At 55.0% G+C, this 24580-nt stretch carries 19 protein-coding genes; 13 read left to right on the top strand and 6 right to left on the bottom strand.

Features of this window, described 5'->3' with window-relative positions; translation table 11 throughout:
- Positions 1-105: 105 nt before the first annotated feature.
- The 11 genes from flgK (at position 106) to ACTJJA_RS09765 (ending at position 11837) form a co-directional block, all read left to right on the top strand.
- Positions 106-1746 (top strand): flagellar hook-associated protein FlgK, encoded by a 1641-nt coding sequence (flgK, locus tag ACTJJA_RS09815; RefSeq protein WP_440667663.1) that lies wholly within the window; start codon positions 106-108, stop codon positions 1744-1746.
- 10 nt (positions 1747-1756) lie between these two features.
- Positions 1757-2650, top strand: coding sequence for a flagellar hook-associated protein FlgL (flgL, locus tag ACTJJA_RS09810; protein WP_440667661.1), 894 nt, complete (start codon positions 1757-1759; stop codon positions 2648-2650).
- A gap of 76 nt (positions 2651-2726) precedes the next feature.
- Positions 2727-4352, top strand: a complete 1626-nt coding sequence (locus ACTJJA_RS09805) for a methyl-accepting chemotaxis protein (RefSeq protein WP_440667659.1) — start codon at positions 2727-2729, stop codon at positions 4350-4352.
- Positions 4353-4510: 158 nt separating this feature from the next.
- Positions 4511-5236 carry an RNA polymerase sigma factor FliA gene (gene fliA / locus ACTJJA_RS09800; protein ID WP_440667657.1) on the top strand — a complete coding sequence of 242 codons (726 nt, stop codon included), beginning with the start codon at positions 4511-4513 and terminating at the stop codon, positions 5234-5236.
- A 360-nt stretch (positions 5237-5596) separates the two neighbouring features.
- On the top strand, positions 5597-5947 hold the full coding sequence (gene flhD, locus ACTJJA_RS09795) for a flagellar transcriptional regulator FlhD (RefSeq protein ID WP_440667655.1): 351 nt from the start codon (positions 5597-5599) through the stop codon (positions 5945-5947).
- A gap of 2 nt (positions 5948-5949) precedes the next feature.
- Positions 5950-6525: a flagellar transcriptional regulator FlhC gene (gene flhC / locus ACTJJA_RS09790; protein ID WP_440667653.1), complete on the top strand. Its 576-nt coding sequence runs from the start codon at positions 5950-5952 to the stop codon at positions 6523-6525.
- 83 nt (positions 6526-6608) lie between these two features.
- Positions 6609-7505: a flagellar motor stator protein MotA gene (motA, locus tag ACTJJA_RS09785; protein ID WP_440667651.1), complete on the top strand. Its 897-nt coding sequence runs from the start codon at positions 6609-6611 to the stop codon at positions 7503-7505.
- Positions 7502-8407 carry a flagellar motor protein MotB gene (gene motB / locus ACTJJA_RS09780; protein WP_440667649.1) on the top strand — a complete coding sequence of 302 codons (906 nt, stop codon included), beginning with the start codon at positions 7502-7504 and terminating at the stop codon, positions 8405-8407. The genes motA and motB overlap by 4 nt, the downstream gene beginning before the upstream one ends.
- Positions 8394-10331 (top strand): chemotaxis protein CheA, encoded by a 1938-nt coding sequence (cheA, locus tag ACTJJA_RS09775; protein WP_440667647.1) that lies wholly within the window; start codon positions 8394-8396, stop codon positions 10329-10331. The genes motB and cheA overlap by 14 nt, the downstream gene beginning before the upstream one ends.
- A complete protein-coding gene (locus ACTJJA_RS09770) occupies positions 10328-10840 on the top strand; it encodes a chemotaxis protein CheW (protein WP_440667645.1) in 513 nt (170 codons plus the stop codon). The genes cheA and ACTJJA_RS09770 overlap by 4 nt, the downstream gene beginning before the upstream one ends.
- A 97-nt stretch (positions 10841-10937) precedes the next feature.
- On the top strand, positions 10938-11837 hold the full coding sequence (locus ACTJJA_RS09765) for a LysR family transcriptional regulator (RefSeq protein WP_440667643.1): 900 nt from the start codon (positions 10938-10940) through the stop codon (positions 11835-11837).
- Here the strand turns inward: ACTJJA_RS09765 and ACTJJA_RS09760 are convergent.
- From ACTJJA_RS09760 to ACTJJA_RS09745, 4 genes are all read right to left on the bottom strand, one after another.
- On the bottom strand, positions 11812-12603 hold the full coding sequence (locus ACTJJA_RS09760; RefSeq protein ID WP_440667641.1) for a substrate-binding domain-containing protein: 792 nt from the start codon (positions 12601-12603) through the stop codon (positions 11812-11814). The genes ACTJJA_RS09765 and ACTJJA_RS09760 overlap by 26 nt on opposite strands.
- Before the next feature lies 1 nt (position 12604).
- Positions 12605-13903, bottom strand: coding sequence for an MFS transporter (locus ACTJJA_RS09755; RefSeq protein WP_440667639.1), 1299 nt, complete (start codon positions 13901-13903; stop codon positions 12605-12607).
- A 615-nt stretch (positions 13904-14518) separates the two neighbouring features.
- On the bottom strand, positions 14519-16168 hold the full coding sequence (fumA, locus tag ACTJJA_RS09750) for a class I fumarate hydratase FumA (protein WP_440667637.1): 1650 nt from the start codon (positions 16166-16168) through the stop codon (positions 14519-14521).
- 55 nt (positions 16169-16223) lie between these two features.
- Positions 16224-17732 (bottom strand): anion permease, encoded by a 1509-nt coding sequence (locus tag ACTJJA_RS09745; RefSeq protein WP_108417534.1) that lies wholly within the window; start codon positions 17730-17732, stop codon positions 16224-16226.
- A gap of 609 nt (positions 17733-18341) precedes the next feature.
- Between ACTJJA_RS09745 and ACTJJA_RS09740 the strand changes: the two genes are divergently transcribed.
- A complete protein-coding gene (locus ACTJJA_RS09740; protein ID WP_440667635.1) occupies positions 18342-21122 on the top strand; it encodes a flavocytochrome c in 2781 nt (926 codons plus the stop codon).
- Between the two features lie 94 nt (positions 21123-21216).
- The gene (locus ACTJJA_RS09735; protein ID WP_440667633.1) at positions 21217-22179 is read left to right on the top strand and encodes an FAD:protein FMN transferase; all 963 of its coding nucleotides are present in this window, start codon (positions 21217-21219) and stop codon (positions 22177-22179) included.
- On the opposite strand, the gene dcuR is transcribed toward ACTJJA_RS09735, so the two are convergent.
- Positions 22160-22879, bottom strand: coding sequence for a two-component system response regulator DcuR (dcuR, locus tag ACTJJA_RS09730; RefSeq protein WP_010432304.1), 720 nt, complete (start codon positions 22877-22879; stop codon positions 22160-22162). The two genes, ACTJJA_RS09735 and dcuR, sit on opposite strands and share 20 nt — an antisense overlap.
- Complete coding sequence (locus ACTJJA_RS09725; RefSeq protein ID WP_010432306.1) at positions 22876-24492, bottom strand: sensor histidine kinase; 1617 nt, start codon at positions 24490-24492, stop codon at positions 22876-22878. Before ACTJJA_RS09725 ends, dcuR begins: the two co-directional genes overlap by 4 nt.
- Positions 24493-24580 lie beyond the last annotated feature (88 nt).

The raw sequence follows: 24580 nt of genomic DNA, 5'->3' as shown, positions 1-24580 counted from the left end.
CAAAGAAGTTTTAGAGAATTTTTGAATCACCGATGAAATAACCAGAGCCATGAACTTTCTGGCCCGGAAAGAGAGACCGGGCCTGCAATCAGGAATGTCTATCTTATGAATAATCTTTATAACTTAGCGAGAAACGGCCTGAGCGTCGCGCAGGCCGCATTACGGGTGACGGGTGACAACCTGACCAACGGGATGTCCGCTGGCTACAGCCGCCGTAATTTGATCATTGGTGAGAGTGGCGGCATGTCGACAGGGCAGGGCTTTTTCGGTTACGGGGCGAAAGCTGTCGGCGTGGAGCGTGCGTACGATGCTTTCGCCAATAACCAGCTGCGCGGCTCGCTGTCGAGCTGGTCCGCGTTGAAGGGACGCATGGAGCAGTTGTCGGATATCGACAACATGCTTGCTGATGAATCCGATAACGTGTCGGTATCCATAAACGACATGTTTAAAGCCATGGCGACACTCAGCGGTGACCCGTCTGACGGTCCCGCCCGTGCGGCGGTGTATAACTCGCTCGGCACGCTGAGCAATCGTTATAACGCCAGCGCCAAGCGTCTGACCGGGCTGGAAAAGAGCACCAACACACAGATTGAACGCAGTGCAAAGGACATTAACACTGCGACCCAGCAGCTCGCTGAGATCAACAGGCAGCTGGAGCGTGCCCTGGGCAACGGTGCGCCGCCTGCCGATCTTCTCGATCAGCGCGACATGCTGCTGGAAGACCTGAGTGCGCAAATGGGGATTAGCGTTAACGAAGACCCAAACTCCGGGCGTGTCGATGTGACGCTGGCGGACGGACGTCCTCTGGTTTCTGGCACGACTGCCTATAAATTACAAACCTCTCCGTCCGATGCCGATCCCAATAAAATTATCGTCTCCTACGTGGATGCCAGCGGTAACGCCACGCCGCTTGATGAAAGCAGCATAACCAAAGGGCGTCTGGGCGGGCTGTTTAAATTCCGTAATGAAGACCTGACGGTAGCGCGCCAGGAGCTGGATCAGATGGCCTTTATGATGGCGCATCGTATGAATGAGCAGAACTGCGCGGGTTTTAAGCAGGATGGAACGCCGGGTGAAGATCTCTTCTCACTGTCGGATATCAAAGCCATTGCGAATGCGAAAAATCAGGGTAGCGATCGCTTAGAGCAGATAACGGTAGCCGACTATAAAAAGGTGAAATCCGAAGATTACACCCTCACCTATAAGGCTCCTGACTGGGAAGTGACCGGGGCTGATGGGCGTACGATCACGGTGGACACCAGCGAACTGGGTAAACTTAAGTTTGACGGCATTGAAATTGTGCTGCCGATTCCATCTAAGGCCGCTGACGGAGACACGTTCACCCTGAACCCCATGGCGGGTGCCGCAGAAGGCCTGGCCCGTAAGATTACCAGTGCGGAAGGGTTTGCCGCTGCGGGTAAAGATGATCAAGAGCCAGGCGATAACGACAACCTTCAAAAGATGTTGGAGATTCAGAATGAAGCGCTGATCGGCAAAAACACCCTTAGCGAAGCCTATGCCAGCCTGGTCGGTACCATCGGCGATCGCGCACGAGTGGCGAAATCTGACGCGGCCAGTGCGGAAACCGATTTAAGAAGCAAATATGAAATAAAGCAAGGCATCTCGGGCGTGACGATGGACGAGGAGTACATCAATCTCGATATGTTTAAGCAGTATTACAACGCCAATGCGCAACTCTTACAAACCGCAAACTCAATGTTTGATGCGCTGTTGTCGATCAGATAAGGAACGGAAGATGCGATTAAGTACACTTTATATGTACAAGCAAAGCGCTGAGTCGATGGCAAAGCGCATGAGCCAGAGCAATGATGCTTATATGCGGATGTCTGCCGGGAAAACCTTATTAAAGGCCTCTGATGACCCTGCCGCGGCAACCGATGCGGTAAAACATCAGGATGCGCTGGCAAAGCTGGAGCTTTATAGCGGTGTGCGTACTCGCGCACGTAATTCACTGGAATATCAGGACCATATTTTGAGCGGTGCTGGCGACCTGTTAACCACCACGCTGAAAGAGAAACTCGTTGCTGCGAATAGTGATGCCTACTCGGATGAAGACCGCCGGGCCCTTGGCGAAGAAATTAAAGGGATCCGCGAAAATCTGCTGGATTTAGCGAACAGCCGTGACAGCAGTGGCCGCTATATTTTCTCCGGCTATAAAACCGATACTCCGGCATTTGATGAGGCAGGTAACTACCGGGGTGGGAACGACGTCCGTAAGCAGACCGTTGCGGATGGTGCTGAAATGCAAACCAGCCATCTGGGGAGTGAGATCTTCGGAAATATTTTCATGGTGTTGAATGATGCAGTAGCGGCATTATCCATGGATCCTATCGATAAAGACACACTGGATGACGCGCTCAAGGCTGCCAATGAGGCGGTTGAGGCAGGAATTGATAGTCTGGGGAAAGTCCAGGCCGAACTGGGGACCAACCTGCAGCAGATTGCCGCCCTGGATACAACCGGCGCTGTGATGATTAACGACACCATTATTAAAGTTCAGGATGCGATTGGGTCTGATACCGGCATGCTGGTCTCCATGGTGGCCGAATCGCAGATGTCAGAGCTAGCCTTTAATGCCTCGATGTTCGTCTACAAAAATATGCAGAAGATGAACCTGTTTAATATGTGAAGCGAATTACCGCTTAAATAATGATCCTTCAGACGCTACCGCGTACGGTTAATTCGTACGCGGCAGGTGAGAAACTATGTTAAAGAAACTTAAAATTTACAGCACAGTCACGCTTATTATCGGACTGTTTGCCGTCATGCTGTTCGGCGTCACGGCCTATTCGGTTTATAACGCCGTCGCGAATAACAGCAATTTTAAAAGTATTGTTGTCGCCGCTGAAAATAACGATCAGATGCGCGATGCCGCCTATAACATCAGCGCAGTCATGGCGAATACGAACGGCCTGATGCTGCAGGCGGCGCTGGGTAACCCGGTATCGGAAACGGTGGCAAAGCACACTCAGAACGTGGTGAAAATGGCACGCCGCAACATGGATGACTTTATGGCCTCGCCGTTTAATACCCCGGAAGAGGAGCGTCTGGCCGCCGAGGTGAACGCGGCGTTTAACGCCGTGTATAAAGTCGCGGAAGTAAAGCTGGGTTATCTGCATAATCCGACGGGCTATACCGGTTCTCTGGAACAGGATATGGAGCTGCGTACCACCCTGCGTAATAAGGTCGAGCAATATACAGACGCCAGCGCCCGCGTCAGCGAAGGCTTTATTCATGCCTCAGAGCGCGGCTACAAGATTATGGTCGGCGTGGGGCTTGCGGTCGTGTTGCTGGCCATTGGCCTGCTGTTCGTGATCCGCTTCTGGCTGCGCCAGACTCTGGTTCAGCGTATGGCAATGACGGTTGGCGTATTGAAGCGTATTTCCGGCGGTGACCTCAGTAAAGCGATTGAAGCTGGCAGCGAGAATGAAATCGGCAACATGCTTAACGAGATGGAAAAGATGCGTACTTCCCTGGCGGAAACCGTGTCCGGGATTCGTGAGAGCGTGTTACGCATCCACACCAACGCCCAGGAAATTGCCCACGGCAATAACGATCTCTCCTCCCGGACGGAAGAGCAGGCGACCGCGCTGCAGGAGACGGCGGCCAGCATGGAACAAATCAAAACCACCGTACGTCAGAATGCTGACAACGCCCATGCGGCGCGTGAACTGGCGGAAAGTGCCAGCAACAATGCCCATAACGGCGGGGAAGTGATGCAGAGCCTGGAGCAAATCATGGCCCAGATCACCACCAGCTCGCGCCAGATTGCCGATATCAACGGCGTGATCGACAGCATTGCCAATCAGACCAACATCCTGGCCCTGAACGCGGCAGTTGAAGCAGCGCGTGCCGGTGAGCAGGGACGTGGCTTTGCGGTCGTTGCTGAAGAAGTGCGTAACCTGGCGAAACGCAGCGCCGATGCGGCGAAAGAGATCAACCAGCTGATCAACACCAGCGTGAACAATATTGATATCGGTTCACGTCAGGTCGGGCAGGCCAGCACGGTGATGCAGGAGATTGTGACCTCGGTTTCGCAGGTGACGCAGATCATGGGCGAAATCACCTCGGCATCGGATGAGCAGAGCGCGGGCATCAACCAGATTTCACAGGCCGTCAATGAAATGGATCTGGTGACCCAGCAGAATGCGGCGATGGTGGAAGAGGCGGCGCTGGCGGCGAGCGAACTGGAAGCACAGTCTGACGCCCTGGAAAAACTGGTCGCGCAATTCCAGCTTAATCAGGAAAGCGTGAGGGTGAAAACTGCCGCAGAACCGAATAACGTTAAGCGTCAGAAAGAGCCGGACCTGGCCCAGTGGGAAACCTTTTAATCCCGTTAATTAGCTGCATTAATATCGCTATATTTCAGCAGCGATTATTAATAAAAGCGAAGTAACAGAAAGCGCATTTTTATACAGGCTTATTGCACTATTTGAATGCACCATTTCACCGGATAATTCTTAAAGAGAATAGCAGGTGGAATGCAATCGTGGATGGTATTTATACGGCCGAAGGGCTGGAAGATAAATCGGTAGTCTGGTCTAAGTATCATTATCTGGTGCGGCAGGAAGCATTACGTTTACATAAGCGACTTCCTGCCAGCGTCGAGCTGGATGATTTAATTCAGGCGGGTTCAATCGGTTTTTTAAGTGCAGTCGAAAGCTTTGACCCGAAAAAAGGGGTGGCGCTCACAGCGTGGATTACCCAGCGGGTGAAATGGGCATTATTAGATGAGCTGAGAGAAAATGACTGGGTTCCGCGTCGGGTACGAACCCATACGCGGGAGATTGTCGCCCTTATTCAGCAAATCGAGCAGGAAAAAGGCGGAGAAGCTACCGAAGCTGAAATTGCAGAGCGCATGGGTGTCTCATTGCAGGAATTTCAGCAGATGCTGGCGGATAATAACTCCAGCCAAATGTACTCGGTTGATGAGTTGCAGGAAAATTATGCCGACAGCTGGGAAATGAATGATGAAGAGAACGCGCTGCTTAATCCTCTGAATGATGCCGTTAAGCAGAACCTGATCGAGAAGATTACCGAGCATATTGCCTTTATTCCCGAGCGGGAGCAGGTTTTGCTGCAGCTCTATTATCTTCAGGATCTGAATATGAAAGAGATTGGACTGGTTCTGGGGATTACGGAAACACGGGTCAGTCAGTTGCACAGTCTGGCAGTAAAAAGATTGCGCAGCCGAATGGATGTGAAAGCAAAATGATAACGTCAGGTTAACATTAACAATGTTAATAACAGCATTAACAATGGGTTATGGCGTTTAATCTCAGGTTTAAGAACGTTTAATAACTTAATTAAGTTTTTTAAATCATGTAGTTAACAGCAATTCGTGGATTTGCGGAAACTTTTGCGGGTTGTTCGGGAAATTTTTAATGAATATGATTTCGTCAGTTTCTTGATGCGTCCATCCTTTGGCATTGAACAGTTGTCAATCATTTACCGAAGCCATTAGATCGTGCCTGGTGAATATCAATGCCAAAAGACTCTCTGCATCAGTGTGGTCATTGTAATGCACTTACATGAAATGCCATTTCTGGCTGATTAAAATTGGGAGTTTTCGCCTGTGTCTAATTTCGACGAGTACCTGCAAAATATTCATGATATCAACCTGTCTTATTTGCTGTTGGCTCAACAGCTGATCCGTCAGGATAAATTTGCCGCTGGTTTTCGCCTTGGCTTATCCGAAGGAACGATTAATAACCTGAAAGATCTTTCATTGCCGCAGTTAATGAAGTTGGCGACCACCAATCAATTGATTTGTCGTTTGCGCGTTGACGATGAAGTGGTGATTGAAAATCTGACTAAAGATTCACGTATTGAAGCGCTGCAGCAAATTCACACCGGCATTATTTTGTCGACCAACCTTCTTAACGCCTTAAGCGAAGAAGAAACCGTCGCGGCAGAGGAGGCATAATAATGTGTGGTGAAAAAAGTCTGCTGCAGGAAATTGATGAAGTGAATATCGCCATGGGATTAATTTCTCTGGGCGCGAGAATGCAGGTGCTGGAATCGGAAACATCGCTCAGCCGCCGTCGCCTGCTTCGTTTATATAAAGAGTTACGCGGCTGTCCGCCGCCAAAAGGCATGCTGCCGTTTTCAGAAGACTGGTTTATGTCGTGGGAGCAGAATATTCACTCTTCCATGTTCTACAACATCTACCTGTATTTGAAAAAGACCGAGCAGGGGCGTTCCATTGAAATGCTGATGAAGACCTATCGCCTTTATCTGGAGCAGTGCAGCTCATGTGCGGATGAGAAGCCGGTGCTGGGTCTGACGCGTGCCTGGACATTATTACGTTTTATCGACTGCGGCATTATTTCGCGTAAAGCCTGCAGCGTCTGTGGCGGCGGTTTTGTCGTCACCACGGAATTTATTAAAAACCCATTTACCTGCAGCTTGTGCAGTCCGCCGTCGCGCGCGCTGAAAAAATCCCAGGTGAGCAATACCGGACTCCTGGGTAAATTCGCCGCGCCGGAAATTCTGACGGCTTAACCCAGATGGACGGCAGTGCGCAAGATGGCGTTTACCTGATGCCGGGAGAACCGGCATCGGTCAAAAAAGTTAAAGGAGAGAGTGTGTTAGTTATTGTTGGCTATCTTGTTGTCATACTGACCGTTTTTGGTGGTTTTATTTTGTCTGGTGGTAATCTAATGGCGCTGTTTCAGCCACTGGAGCTGCTGATTATCGGCGGTGCCGGGGTCGGGGCCTTTATCGTCGGCAACAACGTCAAATCCCTGAAGGCAACGGGGAAGGCGCTGGTTAAGGTCTTTGCCGGCAAGCGTTACAACAAAGAGGTCTATATGGATCTCATGGCCCTGATGTTCCTGCTGCTCTCCCAGAGCCGCGTTCACGGGTTGATGTCGCTGGAAAAGGACATTGAAGACCCGCAGAACAGCGATATTTTTAGCGCTTATCCTCGCCTGATGAGCGACCCGATGCTCGCCAACTTCATCCTCGACTACTTCCGCCTGATGATCGGCGGCAGCATGAATTCCCATGAAATCGAAGCCCTGATGGACGAAGAGATCGAAACCTGCGAAGAGGAGCTGGAAGTGCCTGCTCACAGCCTGAACACGGTGGGCGACGCGTTTCCGGCGTTCGGTATTGTGGCCGCGGTGATGGGCGTCGTGAATGCCCTGGGGTCGGCGGATCGCCCGGCGGCGGAGCTGGGGATGCTGATTGGTCACGCGCTGGTGGGCACCTTCCTCGGGATCCTGATCGCGTATGGTTTCGTGTTACCGCTGGCGACGTTGCTGCGCCAGAAGAGTTCTGACCAGGTCAAAATTATGCAGTGCATCAAAGTGACGCTGCTCTCCAGCCTCAACGGCTATGCGCCGCAGATCGCCGTGGAGTTCGGTCGTAAAACCATCTTTACCAGCGAACGTCCGTCGTTTGCCGAGCTGGAAGAGCATGTTCGCGAAGTGAAGTCTAATGCCACGCTGAAAACCAAATCGGCGGACAACGTAGCATGAAAAACATCGCGCCGGTCATCATCTCGCGTAAGCGTAAAAAGAAGAAACATGCCCATCATGGCGGTACCTGGAAAATTGCCTACGCCGATTTTATGACGGCAATGATGGCCTTCTTTCTGGTGATGTGGCTGCTGTCGCAGTCCACCGACATGGAAAGGGAGCTGATTGCCGATTACTTCCGCATGCCGCTGAAACCCTCCATGGCTAACGGCAATAAGACCAGCCTGAGCGACAGCGTCATCCCCGGCGGCGGGGACGATGTGATCAAGCAGGACGGCGAGGTGTTTAAAGGGCAGTTCAGCCGTATTGATAAGCTTAAGCGGGCCGAAAGCCTGAAGCAGGCAAAAGAGAAGCTGCAGAAGATGATCGAAACCGATCCGCGGCTGAACAACTTTAAATCCAACATCCTGCTGAACCTCACCAACGACGGTCTGCTGATCCAGATCACCGACTCGCAGGACAGACCCATGTTCCGCGTCGGCAGCGAGCTGCCGGAATCTTACATGAACGGCATTCTGCAGGCGCTGGTGCCGCTGCTGCAGGAACTGCCAAACGCGCTGAGCCTGACGGGACACACCGATTCGCTGCCGTATGCCGGTGGCGACGGCGGCTACAGCAACTGGGAGCTTTCTGCCGGGCGCGCGAATGCCGCTCGCCGGGTGCTAGTCCGTGGCGGGCTTAACGATGAGCGCTTCTTGCGCGTGATCGGCACCGCCAGCCGGATGCCGCTGGAGAACACGCCGCCGGAAAGCGCGGTAAACCGCCGCATCAGCATTCTGGTCCTTAGTCGTTCGAAAGAGCAGGAGATCCGTCTGGAAGATACGCAGGCTCAACGTGCAGGCAGCGTGCTGAGCGATATCAATCTGCAAAACGTGCAGGGTTATACCGATGGACATGAATGATTTTTCGCAGATCTTTTTTACCGAGGCGGAAGAGCTGCTGGCCGAAATGGAGCAGGAACTGCTGCAGCTTGACGTGGTAGCGCCGGACCAGGAACAGCTAAACGCCATCTTTCGTGCCGCACACTCGCTGAAAGGCGGCGCGGCCACCTTTGGATTTACCGCATTACAGGAGACGACCCACCTGCTGGAGAACCTCCTCGACCAGGCGCGGGCAGGGGAGAGAACGCTCAGTCGCTCAATCATCAACCTTTTTCTGGAATGTAAGGACATTATGCAAGCGCAGCTGGAAGCCTATCAGTCTTCGCAGGAGCCTGATGAAGCACGTTATCGCTATATCTGTGAAGCCCTGAGAGAGATTGCCCTTGAAGGTCAGCAGCCCACGACGCCAGCGGCGGCACCGGCCCCCGCGCCAGAGCCTGCCAGCATGGCTCCGGAGACGGACGCCACGCTGGTGGTGACCCTGCGTAACGTCGAGGCGCGCGAGCAGACGATGCTGCGCGACGAGCTGACCAACATGGGCGAGATAACAGACGTTGAGGCGACGTCAGACAGCATGACCGTCACGCTGCGCACGACCGTCACGGCGGACGATATCACCGCCGTGCTCTGCTTTGTGCTCGACAGCAAGCAGATCGAGGTCCGTCCTGCACAAGCCACACCGCCGGTACAGACGCCGGTTGCGGTGCCTGAGACCGTTGTCAAAAAAGCGCCGACTGCGCCGCGTGCGGCGAATCAGGAGTCGGGCAGCATTCGCGTGGCGGTGAGTAAAGTCGACCAGATCATCAACCAGGTCGGTGAGCTTATCATCACCCAGGCAATGCTCTCCCAGCTGTCGCGTACCCTCGATCCTGCCAGTTATGATCTGCTCTCCGGCTGCGTGGCGCAGATGGAGCGCAACACCCGCGAGCTGCAGGAGTCGGTGATGTCCATTCGTATGATGCCGATGGATTACGTCTTTAGCCGCTTCCCACGTCTGGTGCATGACCTGGGGGCGCGCCTGAATAAAGAGGTCGAACTGACTCTGAAAGGCGGTTCCGCCGAGCTGGACAAGAGCCTGATCGAGCGCATTATCGACCCGCTGACCCACCTGGTACGTAATAGCCTTGACCACGGCATTGAAGAGAAAGAGGTGCGCGTCGCAAAAGGCAAACCGGTGACCGGGAACCTGACGCTCTCGGCCGAACACCACGGCGGCAATATCGTGATTGAGGTCAGCGACGATGGGGCGGGGCTGAACCGGGAGAAGATCCTCGCCAAAGCCCGTTCTCAGGGCATGACCATCAGCGACACCATGAGTGACGACGATGTGTGGATGCTGATCTTCGCCGCCGGTTTCTCCACCGCCGAAAGCGTAACGGACGTCTCCGGGCGTGGCGTCGGCATGGACGTGGTGCGACGCAACATCCTGGCGATGGGCGGCCACGTGGACGTGCTCTCGACGCCGGGGGGCGGGACGACCATCCGTATTATTCTGCCGCTGACGCTGGCGATCCTCGACGGCATGCTGGTGAAAGTGGGGGAGGAGATTTATGTCCTGCCGCTGGGCGCGGTGATGGAGTCGCTGCGACCGACCGACGAGATGCTTTGCCGCTTTGTTGGTGAAGAGCGTCTGCTCCAGGTACGCGGCGAATATCTGCCGCTGGTGCTGCTGCGCCAGCGTCTTTCGGTGGCGGGTGAAGCCCCTGCTGACGACGGTATTGTGGTTATCGTGCAAAGCGCGGGCTGCCGCTATGCGCTGTGGGTCGATCAGCTTATCGGCCAGCAGCAGGTGGTGGTGAAGAACCTTGAACATAACTATCGCAAAGTGCCTGGCGTCTCTGCTGCCACCATCCTCGGCGATGGCAGCGTGGCGCTGATCCTTGACGTGGTTGAGCTCTCAACGCTCAACGCACCACAACCCCAGAGGGAGGGGGTAAACGCATGACTGTAGCAACCGCCAGTAAACCCGCCGCAACCGACGCCATCGCGCAGGAGTACCTGGTATTCCGCCTGGGCGACGAAGAGTACGGCATCGATATTCTTAAAGTGCAGGAGATCCGCGGCTGCGATCGCCTGACGCGTATTCCGAACGCGCCGAATTTTATTACCGGCGTGACCAACCTGCGCGGCGTGATTGTGCCGATTGTCGATCTGCGCGTGCGCTTTGACCTGCCCGACCCGTCGCAGGACGACAAAACGGTGGTGATTGTGCTCAATCTGAACGACCGCGTGGTGGGTATTGTGGTTGACGGCGTGGCGGACGTGCTGTCGATTGACGTGGATAACATCAAGCCGACCCCGGACGTGGCCTCGGTACTTTCTGGCCGTTACCTGCTTGGCCTGGGGGTGCTCGACAGTCGAATGATTATTCTGGTGAATATTGAGATGCTGCTGAGCCGCGAGGAGATGGCGCTGGTGGACGCGGTGACGGAGACATATAGCGATTCCCACTGAGGCAGGGCATACATCAGCGGCAGAGGTTGCCGCTGATTCATAAGTCGCTATTATGAATGTCCGAGTTTCCAGAAAGCGCTAAGGATTGCCAGAAAATATGCCCGTCAATTTCGACCTCAACGATCTTTACGCCTTCAGAGCTCTGGTAGAGTACGGTAACTTCCGTATCGCCGCGGAATCTATCTGCATCTCCCAGTCCGCCTTAAGCCGCCGCATTGAAAAGCTGGAAACCGCAGTCGGCGCGAAACTGTTCGACAGAACCACCCGGCGCGTCACCCTGACGCTTTTTGGGCAAACTTTTGCTGACCGCTGCGGGCAGCTTCTGGAAAACGTGGAGTCGATGCTGGCGGATATCGACAAGGTAAGCGAGGAGCGCACCGGGCTTATCACCGTCGCCACCGTGCCTTCGGCGGCCTGTCATTTTATGCCGGAGGTGATCCGCCAGTTTCACAGCCGCTATCCGCGCGTGCGCATCAAGCTTATCGACAGCAGCGCGGGCAACGTCATTGAGGCGGTGGCCAGCGGGCAGGCGGATTTTGGCATCTGTTTTGCGAGAAGCCTGCAGCCGGATATCACCTTTATTCCGCTGGTGGAGGATGTGTATGTCGCCGCGTGTCGTCGCGATAGTCCGCTGGCGGGGCGCAAAAGTCTGACCTGGGAGGCGTTTTATCAGCAGGATTACATCAGCCTGGATATTACGTCGGGGAACCGGAATTTGCTCGATCAGATGCTCGGTCACATTAAGCCGGAGCGTCCCGGGATTTGCGAGACGCGCCACGTCACCACGATGCTGGGAATGGTCGAGGCGGGAATAGGTATTGCTGCCGTCCCCGCCATGTCAATGCCGCGGGCTGAGCATTCCATTCTGACGCATATCCCGCTGACCGAACCCGAAGTGAAACGCACTGTCGGGCTGATCCGGCGCAGCGGGCGTATTCAGTCGTGGATTGCCGCTGAGCTGGAAACCCTCATTACTGCACGTTATCGCGCGGCGTAGCGACGGGGATCATCCCGGTGGCGGTGATGGTTTCCCGTGCTTTCGCTGACGCGAGGTAATCAAGCAGCGCTTTCCCCTCGGAAGGGTGCGCCGCGTGGGCGGTCACTGCCCCGGCAAAACGGGTGATGTACTGCAGATTATCCGGCAGTTTGCCGACAAAGGTCACGCCGGGCACGGGCAACAGCTCGCTGACCTGCTGGAAACCCACGGCGTATTTCCCTTTCGCCACCTCAGAGGCGACCGGGATCCGCTCCACCTTATGCGCTTTTCCCTCTACCTGCGCGTCGATCCCCAACTTTTTGAACAGCTCTGTTTGCACATACCGGCCGCTGGCGCTGTCGGAGTAGGCGATAGCGCTGGCCTGAAGCAGGGTCTGTTTTAGCGCGCTATCGGTGGCGATATCCGGTACCGGCGAGCCGGCTTTCACCACCACGCCGATGGGGGAGTCCGCCAGTTCAACGCGCGAGCCCGCTTTGACCATCTGGTCCTTCTCCAGGTGCGCCAGCGCATCGCCGACCATAATCACCACGTCCGCTTTTTCACCGCGCGCCAGTCGGTTGGGGATCGCCTGCGGCGTCTTTCCCATCGACGGCCCCGGGATCAGCACGATGCGATCGCCCGTCTGGGCTTCATACTGAGGGGCGAGCTTCTCCAGCGCGGCCTTGAAGCCGCCTGAAATCATGACCGTCACCTTCTCGGCCAGCGCGCCTGCGCTGGTCGCCATCAATACCAGCCCGGCCAGTCCTGAGCGTAAAAATGTGTGCATGTTATCCTCTCTGTACTTGCAGATTCATCGCGCTGCGGCGATAGAGATAAAGCGTTGCCAGCAGTGCGCAAATCGCCGCGAAGCTCATCCAGTAGCCAGGAGAGGCTTTATCGCCGGTGTACTCAATCAGGGCCGTTGAAATGACCGGCGTAAACCCGCCGAAGACGGCGGTAGCCAGGCTGTACGCCAGTGAGAAACCGGCCACACGCACCTCAACCGGCATGATCTCCGTCAGTGCCGGGATCATCGCGCCGTTGTACAGGCCGTAGAGTAAAGAGAGCCACAGCAGCACGCTCAGCATCATCGAGAAGCTGGGGGCCTGCGCCAGCAGCGTCAGTGCCGGATAGCTGGTGGCGACCGCCAGCAGCGTCATGGCAATCAGCACCGGTTTACGACCGAAGCGGTCCGACAGGGCACCGCCTACCGGCAGCCAGATAAAGTTAGAGATCGCCACCAGCAGCGTGACCAGCAGGCTGTCGGAGGCGCTCAGCATCAACACCTTTTTGCCGAAGGTCGGTGCGTAGACGGTGATCAGATAGAACGCAGTGGTGGTCATCGCCACCATCAGCATGCCTGCAACCACAACCGGCCAGTTCGCCAGCAGGGTAGTAAAGACCTGACGCATCGCCAGCGTGTGGCGGCGCGCGCGAAACTCTTCGGTCTCTTCCAGCTTGCGGCGCAGGAAGAAGATAAACGGCACAATCAGACAGCCGAACAGGAACGGGATCCGCCAGCCCCATTCACGAATGGCGCTCTCTTCCAGCATCGCGTTCAGGGCAAAGCCCATTGCAGCGGCCACCATAATCGCCACCTGCTGGCTGCCGGACTGCCAGCTGGTGTAAAAGCCTTTGCGGCCCGGCGTGGCAATTTCTGCCAGATAGACGGAGACGCCGCCCAGTTCTGCACCGGCGGAGAATCCCTGCAGCAATCGCCCCATTAGCACCAGCAGCGGCGCCCACAGGCCGATGCTTTCATAAGAGGGGATAAGCACAATCAGGAAGGTGCCGGCCGCCATAATCGACAGGGTGGTGATCAACCCTTTGCGACGACCGACCTTGTCGATGTAAGCCCCAAGGACAATCGCGCCAATGGGGCGCATTAAGAAGCCTGCGCCGAAGACGGCGAAGGTCATCATCAGCGACGCAAATTCACTGCTCGCCGGGAAGAAGGTATGCGCGATGTAGGTGGCATAGAACCCGAACAGGAAGAAGTCGAATTGCTCAAGGAAATTGCCCGAGGTGACGCGAAGTATCGCGCCCGCTCTTGCACGAACGGTTGCAGGTGGGGTCGAGGAAATCATGATTGTCTCCAGTTTTATCGTGACGTTATGCTCGTCTGTTTCTGAAAACTGGCTCAATAAAGGGAATTTAATAAGCGCAAATCGCGCATGAACTGATGCGTGCTGTGCATCAATGACAGGGCGTTGACCAGGATTTACAGTTCCAACAATAACTTAACAATTCATTGATTTTTCATTCACCATATTCCACTAAGGGGCTGATATCGCTGTTTTGTGACATCGCGCAGAAGGGAAGCCAGGCAGGCCTGGCTGAGAAGGATGGCGAACCCGTTATCAACACCTTAGCCGTCTTTCTTGTCGGGTGGCGCTATGCTTACCCGACCTGCAAAACCCGTAGGCCCGTGCAAGCGCAGCGCCGCCGGGCGAAACGCGCAGAGTGCATATTATCAACAACTTAGCCGCCTTCTTGTCGGGTGGCGCTGCGCTTACCCGACCTACAAAACCCGTAGGCCCGTGCAAGCGTAGCGCCGCCGGGCGAAACTCGCAGAGTGCAGTTTATCAACAACTTAGCCGTCTTTTTTGTCGGGTGGCGCTACGCTTACCCGACCTACTTGTAAAAAGGCTGCACACGGAAGTGGGCAGCTAGGGGACTAGTCAGACGATGGTGACTATCACTCAGCGCTGTGAACAGCCTTTACACTGCTTGTTCTGGATCTGCTGGAAGAAATCGTTGCCTTTGTCATCCACGAGGATAAACGCCGGGAAGTTCTCTACTTCAATTTTCCAGATGGCTTCCATACCCAGCTCCGGATACGCGATGCACTCCAGGCTCTTGATGCTGTTTTGCGCCAGTACCGCTGCCGGGCCGCCGATGCTGCCGAGGTAGAAGCCGCCGTGTTTATGGCAGGCGTCCGTCACTTGCTGGCTGCGGTTGCCTTTCGCCAGCATGATCATGCTCGCGCCGTGGGATTGCAGTAAGTCCACATAGGAGTCCATGCGTCCCGCGGTGGTCGGGCCGAGTGAGCCAGACGCGTAACCTTCCGGCGTTTTGGCCGGACCTGCGTAGTAAATCGGGTGATCTTTAACGTACTGCGGCAGTTCTTCCCCGTTGTCGAGCAGCTCTTTCAGCTTCGCGTGGGCGATATCGCGCGCCACGATGATGGTGCCGTTCAGCGACAGGCGGGTGGAGACCGGGTGCGCGGAAAGCTGGGCGAGGATCTCATTCATCGGCTTGTCGAGGTTGATGCTTACCACATCGCCTTCACCCTGTTGACGCAGGGACTCAGGAATATACTGGCCCGGATTGTGTTCCAGCTTCTCAATCCAGATCCCGTCGCGGTTGATTTTCGCTTTGATATTACGGTCAGCGGAGCAGGAGACGCCCATGCCGATTGGGCAGGAGGCACCGTGGCGCGGCAGGCGGATTACGCGGATGTCGTGGGCAAAGTATTTGCCGCCAAACTGCGCGCCCAGACCAAGGTTCTGCGCTTCTTGGAGCAGTTCCTGTTCGAGCTGAACATCGCGGAACGCCTGACCGTGTTCGTTGCCTTCGGTTGGCAGCGCATCGTAGTAGCGGGTGGAAGCCAGCTTCACTGTTTTCAGCGTAGCTTCCGCCGAGGTTCCGCCGATAACAAAGGCAATGTGGTACGGCGGGCAGGCTGCAGTGCCCAGGGTGCGCATCTTCTCAACCAGGTAGTTTTTTAGCTTCGCCGGGGTGATCAGCGCTTTGGTTTCCTGGTAGAGATAGGTTTTGTTGGCAGAACCGCCGCCTTTCGCCATGCAGAGGAACTTGTACTCATCGCCGTCGACGCTGTAGAGGTCAATCTGCGCGGGCAGGTTGGTGCCGGTGTTCACCTCTTTATACATATCCAGCGCCGCATTCTGGGAGTAGCGCAGGTTGTCTTCAATGTAGGTGTTGTACACGCCCTGGCTCAGCGCGGATTCGTCACCGCCGCCGGTCCAGACGCGCTGGCCTTTTTTGCCCATGATGATCGCGGTGCCGGTATCCTGACAGGTTGGCAGCACGCCTTTTGCGGCAATTTCAGAGTTACGCAGGAACTGCAGGGCAACGTATTTATCGTTCTGGCTGGCTTCCGGGTCGTTGAGAATGGCGGCAACCTGCTTCTGGTGGGAAGGACGCAGCATAAACGCGGCATCGTGGAAGGCCTGCTGCGCCAGCAGGGTCAGGGCTTCTGGCTCCACTTTCAGCACTTCCTGACCGTCGAATTCGGCAACGGAGACGTGCTCTTTGGTCAGCAGATAGTATTCGGTGTCATCGTGCGCGAGAGGGAAGGGGTTCTGGTAGATAAACGGTTTGTTTGACATAGCGTATTGCTCCACAAAAATAAAACCGCCGGAGGAGAAGTCCGGCGGTCAGGAATCAGAACATCATGGACATCCACGGATAACCAATCAGCAGCAGGGCCGCCAGGAAGATGGCACCGAAGATGGTGCCGAGGCGCCAGTAGTCTTTGGTTGGCAGGTAGCCGCTACCGTAGTAAATCGGGCTTGGGCCAGTACCGTACGGGGTGATGATCCCCATCACGCCCAGCGAGGTCACCATCAGCAGAACGAACACTTCCATATTCATGCCCGGGATGGTGGAGGCGATGGTCAGCATCGCTGGCAGCAGCGCGGTAGTGTGCGCGGTGGTGCTGGCAAACAGGTAGTGCAGCAGGTAGAACGCCAGCAGCAGGACGATGGTGGCTACACCCGGCGAGATACCGCTCATTAACAGACCGCCTTCTTTACCCAGCCAGCTAATAAAGCCGGTGGAGGAGAGGCCATCTGCCAGCGCTACCAGCGTGGCGAACCAGACGAAGGTGTTCCATGCGGCTTTGTTACCGGTGATATCGTTCCACTCCAGTACGCCGGTCCACAGCATCAGACCTACGATAAGCAGGGCAGCCATTGCCGGTTCAATCCATGCGGCAGCGAAGATCCACATCAGCAGCGCACAGCATACGAACACCAGCAGCAGGATTTCGTTGCGGGACAATTTGCCCAGTTTTTCGAGTTCACGGGTCGCCCACAGCGGTACTTCGTCGTTCACTTTTACTTCAGGTGGATAGAACCAGTAAGCCAGCAGCGGCATGGTCAGAATCAGCAGCACGCCCAGCGGCAGGAAGGCGATGAACCAGGTGCCCCAGGAGATGTTGATCCCGACAGTGCTTTTCACCAGCGCCAGCGCCAGCAGGTTAGGAGCCAGAGCAGAAAGGAACATCGAACTGGTGATACAGGCCGCGGTGATCGCCACCCACATCAGGTACGAACCAATCTTACGCGCGCTTGGGTCATTAGGTTTTGAACCGTACAGCGGCGGCAGGTTAGCGATGATTGGGTAGATAGTCCCGCCGCTGCGCGCGGTGTTGGACGGGGTAAACGGTGCCAGCAGCAGGTCCGCGAAGGTGATAGCGTAACCGAGCGTCAGGCTGCGACGGCCCAGGTACTTCACCAGAATCAGCGCCAGACGGCGGCCGAAGCGGGTTTTGTCATAGCCTGCGGCAAACATGAAGGCACCGAAGATCAGCCAGACGGTTGAGTTACCAAAACCGCTCACCGCCCACTTAAAGGAGGCACCTGCCAGCTTGAATTTCGGGTCAGCCAGCTGTTCCGGGCTGAAGAGTACCCACTGGCTGCAGAGGGCAATGGCGACCACACCGGTCAGACCGATCACCGCACCCGGCAGCGGTTCGAAGATCAAGCCGACGATCACGCCGACAAAGATGGCGAAGTAGTGCCATGCGTAAGGCGGCAACCCTTCAGGAACGGGAACAAACAGCAGCAGTACGGCGACAACAATGGGCAGCGCCATCATAAGCAGTCGTTTTGCTTGTCCATTTGATGCCTGATTCGCCACAGGAGGCGTTACAGCAGTTTTTGTATTCATAGTTTCACGTCTTAAGTTGTTAAGAATGCTTTTTATACTGAAATAACAAATTCGCTTTCTTTAGTTTCTTTTGCTTTATTTAGTTATTTAAGATGCGTTTTTGTCGTTTCTGGAATAATGGTTTAACGCATATTGGTGTGCGTTAAATTAAAAAATATGATGTTTATATATTGCGCCTTTGGATGCCATAACTATTGATCGCGATCAAAAAAACAGAATTGCCGTCTTATTTTTATTCTTTTTTTAATAACCACTCAGGCGTATGTGGGTATTATGCTTTTTTAAGATTAAATTTATCAATCTGATAACATGGTAAAAGTGTTTTTTAAATTAAGTTATTGATATTGTTCGCTTTATGTTGTTACTGGCTCCATGGTAAGACCATTATTAATTTAACGAATTTTAAATTATTGTGAACGGGTGAATTATTGTTGCTAACACCAATGTGTTATTAATGTTATTGAAGGGATTAAATAGTTTTTTAACTAACGTAATAACTTTAGAAACTAAAAAAATCATTATATTACTATCATGACATCGGCATAAAAACGCGAAATAAAACTGAGCCCGATAACGAATTCTTAATTTTTAAAGTTTGGAGTTTTTATTATGAGCACTAACGAACGTATTCTAAGCCCCTTCACATTACCGAATGGCACTGAACTGAAAAACCGTTTGTTAATGGCACCCATGACAACCTGCACGGGCTACTATGATGGCACGGTCACCAGCGAGCTGGTGGAGTACTATCGGGCGCGTTCTGGCAGCATCGGGACCATTATTGTCGAGTGCTGTTTTGTTGACGATCTCGGCCTTGCCTTCCCGGGCGCAATCGGCATCGATAACGACGAAAAAATCGCCGGGCTGGCGAAAATCGCGGAAGCGATTAAATCTAAAGGCTCTAAAGCCCTGCTGCAGATCTACCACGGCGGCCGTATGGTCGACCCAAAACTGATCGGTGGCCGCACGCCGGTTGGCCCAAGCGCCGTTGCCGCGCCGCGTGAAGGTGCCGCGACGCCGGTTGCCCTGACCGCTGCAGAAGTGGAAGGCATGATCGGTAAGTTTGGTGAAGCCGTGCGCCGCGCCATTCAGGCCGGTTTCGACGGTGTGGAGATCCACGGGGCAAACACCTATCTGATTCAGCAGTTCTACTCACCGAATTCAAACCAGCGTGACGACGAATGGGGCGGCAGCCGCGATAACCGCGCGAAATTCCCGCTGGCGGTTCTGGATATCACCCACAAAATGGTGCGCCAGTATGCCGATGATGCGTTCATCATTGGCTATCGTTTCTCGCCAGAAGAGATGGAAGTCCCCGGCATTCGCTTTGACGACACCATGTACCTGCTGGAAAAACTGGCGGCGCGCGGTGTGGACTATCTGCACTTCTCCGTCGGCGCGACCCTGCGTCCTTCCATTGTCGACACCCAGGACCCAACGCCGCTTATCGAAAAATACTGCGCGATGCGTTCTGACACGCTGGCGCAGGTTCCGGTCATGGGCGTGGGCGGCGTGGTGAATGCCGCTGACGTCAATGAAGCGCTGGACCATGGTTACGATCTGATTGCCGTTGGTCGTGCGACCATTGCGTATCCTGACTGGACCGACCGCATCGCAGCGGGCGAAAGCCTTGAGCTGTTTATGGACAGCACCAAACGCGAAGAGCTGAGCATTCCTGAACCGCTGTGGCGCTTCTCGCTGGTGGAGGCGATGATCCGTGACATGAGCATGGGTGAATCTAAATTCAAACCAGGCACCTTCACTGAGAAAGTGCAGGACGACGCCAACGAGCTGGTGATTAACGTCAGCCTCGAAACCGACCGCATTGCAGACATCGAGCTCGCGTCTGGCCCGAGTGAAGACGTTGAGTTTGTGACCAGCTTTGAAGAGATCCGTACCCGCATTCTGGACGCTAACACCCCGCACGTGGATGCCATCACCGGCGCAACCAGCCAGAGCGAAGCGGTGAAGAAAGCCGTATCCAAAGCGATGCTGAAATCCAGCAAAGCGCTGGCGGCAGAAGAGGGCGTTGACCCGAACGAAAGCAAATGTGTGGACGTGGTGGTGATCGGTAGCGGCGGCGCAGGTCTGGCGGCAGCGATTCAGGCTCACGACGAAGGCGCAAGCGTGCTGATCGTCGAGAAAATGCCAACCATCGGCGGGAACACCATCAAAGCCTCTGCCGGGATGAACGCCGCCGAAACCCGCTTCCAGCGCGTGAAAGGCATTCAGGACAGCAAAGAGCTGTTCTACCAGGAAAGCCTGAAAGGCGGCGGTAACAAGAACAATCCGGAACTGCTGCGTCGCTTTGTGGAAAATGCGCCAGAAGCCATTGAGTGGCTAGCAACGCGAGGCATTATGCTTAACGACATCACCACCACCGGCGGGATGAGCATTGACCGTACTCACCGTCCAAAAGACGGCTCTGCGGTCGGGGGTTACCTGATCAGCGGCCTGGTGCGTAACGTCAACAAACGCAACATCGAGGTGATGCTGGATACCTCCGTCAGCGACATTATCTTCGAGAACGGTGAAGTGACCGGCGTGCGCCTGACGACCGAAGAGAACGAAACGCTCACCGTAGCCACCAAAAGCGTGATTGTGGCGACGGGCGGCTTCAGCGCTAACAGCCAGATGGTGGTCAAATACCGTCCGGACCTGGAAGGGTTCGTCACCACCAACCATAAAGGGGCAACGGGTGGCGGCATCGCGTTGCTGGAACGTATCGGTGCAGGCACCGTGGATATGGGCGAAATTCAGATCCACCCAACCGTTGAGCAGAAAACGTCGTACCTGATTTCCGAATCTATCCGCGGCGGTGGGGCGATTCTGGTGAACCAGAAAGGGGAGCGCTTCTACAACGAAATGTCGACCCGCGATAAAGTCTCGGCGTCAATCATCGCCCTGCCGGAGAAATATGCCTACATTGTCTTTGATGAGCATGTCCGCACGAAAAATAAAGCGGCGGATGAGTACATCGCGAAAGGTTTCGTGACCAGTGCCAGCTCGCCAAAAGCCCTGGCTGAAGCGCTGGGCATGGATCACCACGCTTTCCTGGCGACCCTGGAACGTTACAACGGTTTCGTTGAAAAACAGCACGATGATGATTTTGGCCGTACCACCGCGCTGCGTGCGCCAATCAATGAAGGGCCGTTCTATGCCATTCAGATTGCGCCGGGCGTACACCACACCATGGGCGGCGTGACCATCAACACCGAAACCTGCGTGCTGGACAGCAACCACAACGTGCTGCCAGGGGCGTTTGCGGCCGGTGAAGTGGTCGGCGGGATCCACGGCAGTAACCGTATCGGCGGTAACGCAGTGGCAGATATCATTATTTTTGGTACGCTTGCAGGACATCAGGCGGCTATGCGTTCGAAAAAGCAGTAAGACCCCTGTGTTGTATGCCGGATACGCGCAGCGTTATCCGGCATTTTCCCCGGCGGCGCGGTGCTTGCCGGGGCTACATCTGAGGACTCATGCTATGCCTGATGACCATCGCGTTTACAGTTATTCCGCCGTCCTGATGGGATCGCCCATCCTCCTCAAACTCTTCTCCCATGACGAAGCCCTCGCGTCCCGCGTATTTCGCCTGATCAAACAGTACGAAGACCTGCTTACCGTTAACCGTGCGCATTCGCAGGTGATGGATATCAACCATGCGGCCGGTCAGCATCCGGTTGCCGTCAGCCGTCCGGTGTTTGAGCTGATTCGCTGCGCGAAAGCGGCAAGCGTGCTTAAAGACAGCGCGTTTAACCTGGCCATCGGCCCGCTGGTGAAACGCTGGAAAATTGGCTTTCAGGGCGATAGCGTTCCGCCTGCCGATGAAATTACGGCACTGCTGGGCATAACCGATCCTGCGGATGTGGTGCTGAATGAACCGAACAGCAGCGTCTTTCTGGTGAAAGCGGGAATGGAGATCGACCTGGGGGCCATTGCGAAAGGCTATATTGCCGACAGGGTGCGGGATTATCTGCACAAAGAGGGCGCCGGGCTGGGGCTGATCAACCTCGGCGGAAACATCCAGACGTTAGGCTCACCGGAAGGGGGCTGGAGCGTCGGGTTGAAAAAACCGTTCGCCGGTGATGCGCTGATTGGCGCGATGGCGGTAGAGAACCGATCCGTCGTGACCTCGGGAACGTACGAGCGCTACTTCGAACAAAACGGCAGGCGCTATCACCATATTCTTGACCCGCGTACCGGGTATCCGCTGGACAACGAACTGGACAGCGTCACCATCGTGTCGAAAGATTCCATCGACGGCGATATCTGGACCACGCTGATGTACGGCATGGGCGTTGAAAAGGGCTGCGCTGCGCTGCGCGCTCGTCCTGATATTGAAGCGATTTTTGTGACCAAAACAAAAGAAGTGGTGATCTCCTCGATGCACCACTTCCGCTTCACGCTGCTGGATAACGGCTATCGCGTTACTGACAATACTGTTTGAGTAACCCCGTTTGCTCCGGCTGCAGCCGATAGCGATACACCGGACGCCCGGTCGCGCCGTAGTGAATGCTGGTGAACAGAATGTTGATTTGCGCCAGCCAGATTAAATACTTACGGCAAGACACCCGCGAGATATTAACCGCGTTCGCCAGGTCATCGGTGGAAAACTCCATCTCCGGGTGTGCGTCGATCCACTGGCAAATCGTGCGCAGCGTTTGCGGCGTTAACCCTTTCGGCAATTTCTTGCTGTCGGCGAGTTCCGGCGCCCCGCCGTGGATCAGTCTGTCCACGTCTGCCTGCTCATAATACTGGTGGGATCCCATCAGGCTGTGCTTTGCCTTCCAGCCGTTCAGCGCCTCTTCAAAACGCGGGAACTGGAACGGTTTGATCAGGTAATCCACAACCCCGTAATGCATGGAGGTCTGGATAGTGGTCGCATCGGACGCTGACGAGATCATAATCACATCAATCGGACGGCCTGACGCACGGATGATCGGCAGGAGATCGAGCCCGTTATCCTGCTGCATGTAGACATCCAGCAGCACCAGATCGACGGGCTGGTTCGGGTTATTGATAATGGCCTCGGCCTGGTTGAGCGTGGAGGCGACGCCGCAGCAGCTAAAGCCTTCAACACGGTTAACGTACAGACGGTTGAGGTCGGCTACCATGGCGTCATCATCGACAATTAATACATTTATCACGCGATATTCCTCTCGCTATCCCAGGGGATGTGAACAAAAAATTGGGTAAATACGCCAGGCTCAGATTCGACGGTGATATCGCCGCCCAGATTCTGGATTTGCTGACGCGCAAGGAACAGCCCAACGCCCCGGTTTTCACCTTTTGTTGAGAAGCCCTTCGTAAAAATAGCCTCCAGCTGAACCGGATCGATACCGGGGCCATCGTCGCTGACTTCACAGCTGAGCCAGCCATTTTGATAGTGTAACAGCAGAGTGATTTCGCCTTCCGGCTGTCCTTCCATTGCGTCCAGTGCGTTTTCAATTAAGTTACCGAGCACGGTGACCAGCACCGCAACCTGCTCTTCATTGGCGGTATCCGGTATCTGGCACTCATCTGCCAGAGTGAGCGTGATGCCCGCTTCTTTGGCACGGTGAATTTTACCCAGCAAAAAGCCTGCGATAACCGGTGATTTGACTTTGCTCTGGATGGTGCCAATGTCTGTCTGGTAATTATGCGCCGTCTGGAGGATGTACTCCTCCAGTTTGTCATAGCGCTTAATATTCAGCAGGCCAAGGATCACGTGCAGTTTATTCATAAATTCATGGGTGTGGGCGCGCAGGGCATCAACATAGTTGACCATCCCATCGATGCGCTGCATCAGCTGGCTGATTTCCGTTTTATCGCGGAAGGTGCTGATCGCCCCGATCACCCGATTCTGACTTTTAACGGGCACCATATTACAGAGCAGCAACCGTCCGTTGCAGCTGATCTCCTGATCCTGACGCGCCACCCCGGTTTTCGACACGTCGCGCAGGCTTGCCAGCAGCGGTTCGCTGGCGTTTTCGGTCTGTTTGCCCGACGGCAGAAGCAAAATCTCTCTGGCAGCGTGGTTAATCATCGTCACGCGGCCGTGAATGTCGACCGCCAGAACCCCTTCCCGGAGCGACTGCAGCATCGCCTGACGTTGTTCAAACAGCGCGGAGATCTCGTACGGCTCCAGCCCAAACAGGATGCGTTTGAGCACGCGGACCAGGCCCCAGATCGCCAGAGAGCTCATTAAGATGCTGAATAACACGGTCCAGAGGGCGTTAAGCCGCCCGCGGGTGATTTGCTCTTCAACTTTTTTGAGGGAGATGCCTACCACCACCACGCCGATCTGCTCTTGCTGCGCGTCATAGACGGGCGTAAAAACGCGCAGCGCTTCGGCGAGCGCGCCCCGGTTGACGGAGACATTCTCTTTACCTTCCAGCGCGGGTGTTAAATCGTCGCCGATAAAATGCAGCCCCAGCAGCGCTTCGTTCGGGTGAGAGTAGCGGATCCCGCGCATGTCAGTGACCACCGTAAACAGCAGATCGTTACGCTTTGTCACCGCCTGGGCGAGAGGCTGAATAATATCCGCCTGGGGCGCCTGCATCAGGCCGCGTTTGACTTCAGGGCTGTCCGCAAGGGTGCGGGCAATGCCGAGCGCGGTGTCTTTGACATCATCGCGGGTCGCACGGGTGATTTGCACAGAATAGAGCGCAAAGACCAGCAGCAGCACGGAACCGATAATCGCGCACACCATCAACGTGACGAGGGTGTTCAGTTTCATAGGGCGCTTGCGCGTCAGGGGGAAGGGCTGCAAATCGCTCATCAACACTCCGCGATGATTATAAAGAGGTAATTATCGCTGATGACGCGCTTTTCTTAAAGCCATGTAAAAGCATGTGTTTGGTCCTCTT

This window comes from Enterobacter sp. 22452 (assembly GCF_052045065.1).
GTDB classification, from domain to species: domain Bacteria; phylum Pseudomonadota; class Gammaproteobacteria; order Enterobacterales; family Enterobacteriaceae; genus Enterobacter; species Enterobacter mori.
The sequence above is the reverse complement of the archived record's forward strand: the minus strand, read 5'-3'. Positions and strand labels throughout refer to the sequence as shown.

Bases quoted from the DNA above. Each gene is read 5' to 3' on its own strand.
- flgK (WP_440667663.1), top strand. From the start codon at position 106: ATGAATAATCTTTATAACTTAGCGAGAAACGGCCTGAGCGTCGCGCAG.
- flgL (WP_440667661.1), top strand. From the start codon at position 1,757: ATGCGATTAAGTACACTTTATATGTACAAGCAAAGCGCTGAGTCGATG.
- ACTJJA_RS09805 (WP_440667659.1), top strand. From the start codon at position 2,727: ATGTTAAAGAAACTTAAAATTTACAGCACAGTCACGCTTATTATCGGA.
- flhC (WP_440667653.1), top strand. From the start codon at position 5,950: ATGTGTGGTGAAAAAAGTCTGCTGCAGGAAATTGATGAAGTGAATATC.
- motB (WP_440667649.1), top strand. From the start codon at position 7,502: ATGAAAAACATCGCGCCGGTCATCATCTCGCGTAAGCGTAAAAAGAAG.
- cheA (WP_440667647.1), top strand. From the start codon at position 8,394: ATGGACATGAATGATTTTTCGCAGATCTTTTTTACCGAGGCGGAAGAG.
- ACTJJA_RS09770 (WP_440667645.1), top strand. From the start codon at position 10,328: ATGACTGTAGCAACCGCCAGTAAACCCGCCGCAACCGACGCCATCGCG.
- ACTJJA_RS09765 (WP_440667643.1), top strand. From the start codon at position 10,938: ATGCCCGTCAATTTCGACCTCAACGATCTTTACGCCTTCAGAGCTCTG.
- ACTJJA_RS09760 (WP_440667641.1), bottom strand. From the start codon at position 12,603: ATGCACACATTTTTACGCTCAGGACTGGCCGGGCTGGTATTGATGGCG.
- ACTJJA_RS09755 (WP_440667639.1), bottom strand. From the start codon at position 13,903: ATGATTTCCTCGACCCCACCTGCAACCGTTCGTGCAAGAGCGGGCGCG.
- fumA (WP_440667637.1), bottom strand. From the start codon at position 16,168: ATGTCAAACAAACCGTTTATCTACCAGAACCCCTTCCCTCTCGCGCAC.
- ACTJJA_RS09745 (WP_108417534.1), bottom strand. From the start codon at position 17,732: ATGAATACAAAAACTGCTGTAACGCCTCCTGTGGCGAATCAGGCATCA.
- ACTJJA_RS09740 (WP_440667635.1), top strand. From the start codon at position 18,342: ATGAGCACTAACGAACGTATTCTAAGCCCCTTCACATTACCGAATGGC.
- ACTJJA_RS09735 (WP_440667633.1), top strand. From the start codon at position 21,217: ATGCCTGATGACCATCGCGTTTACAGTTATTCCGCCGTCCTGATGGGA.
- ACTJJA_RS09725 (WP_010432306.1), bottom strand. From the start codon at position 24,492: ATGAGCGATTTGCAGCCCTTCCCCCTGACGCGCAAGCGCCCTATGAAA.